Annotated in this window: 1 protein-coding gene and 1 pseudogene; one reads left to right on the top strand and one right to left on the bottom strand. The window is 57.5% G+C overall.

Features of this window, described 5'->3' with window-relative positions; translation table 11 throughout:
* Positions 1-66: 66 nt before the first annotated feature.
* Positions 67-1620: a sulfatase gene (locus H5U08_RS16265; RefSeq protein WP_297035431.1), complete on the bottom strand. Its 1554-nt coding sequence runs from the start codon at positions 1618-1620 to the stop codon at positions 67-69.
* Positions 1621-2078: 458 nt separating this feature from the next.
* Between H5U08_RS16265 and H5U08_RS16260 the strand changes: the two are divergent.
* A pseudogene (locus H5U08_RS16260) lies at positions 2079-2264 on the top strand (hypothetical protein); the annotation flags it as partial.

Raw genomic sequence — 2264 nt, 5'->3', positions numbered from 1 at the left:
AGCCCAGTCGTCACGGTCGCATCGCGTTGTGCGGCCGATCGGCAATCTCGGGCCCAGGACGCGACGTCACTGTTCGGGCTTTGCTGCTTGCCAGCCGGCTTCAAGCTGCTGGTGGAGCTGAGCGACCAGTTGTTTGTATTCCGGTCGCCCTGCCAGGTTGACGTTTTCCTGTGGGTCTGTGACGTGGTCGTACAGTTCGACCGCCACAGGCTGTCCTCCGGCCGACGGTCGCCACTCGGTGTAGCGGTAGCGGTCTGTCCGCATGGAGTAGCCCATCACTTTCCCCCGCGGATATTGGCTGAAAGCAGCCTTTTTCCAGGGACGGTCAGGATTCTCGAAAAGCGGAACGAGGCTGGTTCCTTCCAGTCCCTCCGGAATCGGCAGGCCACAGAGTTCGCACAACGTCGGATAAATATCGACGAATTCGACGAGCGCATCGGTCTTGGACCCGGGATGAGGCTGGCCGGGTACCCGGAAAATCAGGAGGCTGCGGGTCGCGCTCTCGAAGTTCGTGTGTTTACACCACAGCCCGTGATCACCGAGGTGCCACCCGTGATCGCCCCACAACACGACAATGGTTGAATCCCGCAAGCCGAGGCGATCCACTTCGGCCAGCAGACGACCGATTTGGGCATCGACGTAGCTGGTCGCCGCATAATACCCGTGTACCAGATCGCGTGCCATCGATTCGGGAAGAGGGCCGGTGGCAGGAATCCCCTGATAAGCGCGAAGTTCCCCCCAATTAGTCAGGGCGATAGGAGGGCAATCCTCGGGCGGAAAGGGATTCGGCGCCAGGGGAATTTCGTCTTTTCGATAAAGATCATAGTATTTTTTGGGCGCCACAAACGGAAGATGCGGCTTTAAATAGCCGACTGCCAGAAAGAACCTGCGATCTTTGAGTTCCCTCAAGAGTTCGATGGCACGGTTGGTCGTCTCGCCGTCTGGAAGCGCATCATCGGGCACATCGGGGTCTTCCCACGCCGGGCCATACACCCGATACCGGGGTGCCGATACTCGGAGTGGTATTCCCGTTTTTGGATCCTTCTCCAACACCCGCGTGGCTGGTCCCTCTTTCTTTCGCATCTCTTCCCGACGCCGATTCACGTCTGCCAGCGTCTCTGGCTTCCCATACATCGGCTTACTCGGGGACCAGTGAGGAACGCTCCAACTCGCAGGGTCGTCCAGCCCACCGTGATAAATCTTGCTCAGCCCCTGCGTATGGTAGCCATGGTTTTTGAAGTACTGCGGGAGCGTAATCACGTCCGGGAGCCTTTTCCGGAAATGCGTTTGCAGGTCGTACACCCGGGTCGTGTCCGGTCGGCGCCCCAGGAGGAGCGACGTTCGCGAAGGACTGCACACCGCCTGCTGGCAATATGCTCGGTTGAAAAGCAAACCCTGAGAGGCGAGCGCGTCGATGTGAGGCGTCTTGATGATGGGCACCCCATAACATCCCGCTTCCGGTCGCAGATCGTCCACCGCGATCATCAAAACGTTGTATTTGCCGGACGGCTTGTTTTCCGTCTCCGAAGCATATGTCCCCCCATCACCCTGACATACCCAGGCCAGTGTCAATGCCAGCACCCTCGGCAAAAGGCCGGACATCCTCAAGCATTTCTTCATTGCGATACTCCTCCGAAAAGGTCAATTCGGCGACCGACCCGGCACCCCTTTAAAACTCCCCTTCTTTCTGTCAACCTGTGACACCATTGTGCACCCAGAACCTCCCAATGATATCTATAGCGCGGTAAGGTCCAACCGCACGGCAGGAACTTTTCGGCAAATTCCGTCAGGCATGAGAAATGCTCGACCCATGGCATCTTCGGCCTGAAGTATTGCGCGCAAAGTTCACTGGGAAAACCATCGACTTCCCACGCGTCGGGGTGACACCTTCCCGATCCTTCCCTCACGACCAACCCCGGATGACAAACGCCAGTGGAGTTCCCCTCAGCACCGAACGATTGACCCCGCGCCACGCCGGGATTACTGTGATATTGGCCGAACGGTCACGATGGTGCCCGAATGTGAATTTCTCAAACGCTTGGTTCGCTCCAGAGAAAGCAGCAGGAGGAGGATGCCCCATGAAAAAGCTACTTGCCACAGTAACTGGAATGTTTGTGCTGGCTGTTTCCCTCAATTTGCTTTATGTCACGTGTGTTCGGGCGGAGGAATTCCGCGGAAAATGGAAACCTCTCTGGGACGGAAAAACCTTTAAAGGGTGGCACACTATTGGGGTCGGCACCTGGACGATCGAAGATGGCGCGATC

Origin of the sequence: Thermogutta sp., from assembly GCF_014359955.1 — a bacterium.
In the GTDB taxonomy this organism is placed as follows: domain Bacteria; phylum Planctomycetota; class Planctomycetia; order Pirellulales; family Thermoguttaceae; genus Thermogutta.
Note: the sequence above shows the minus strand (reverse complement) of the source record. Positions and strands in the feature narration are given on the sequence as shown.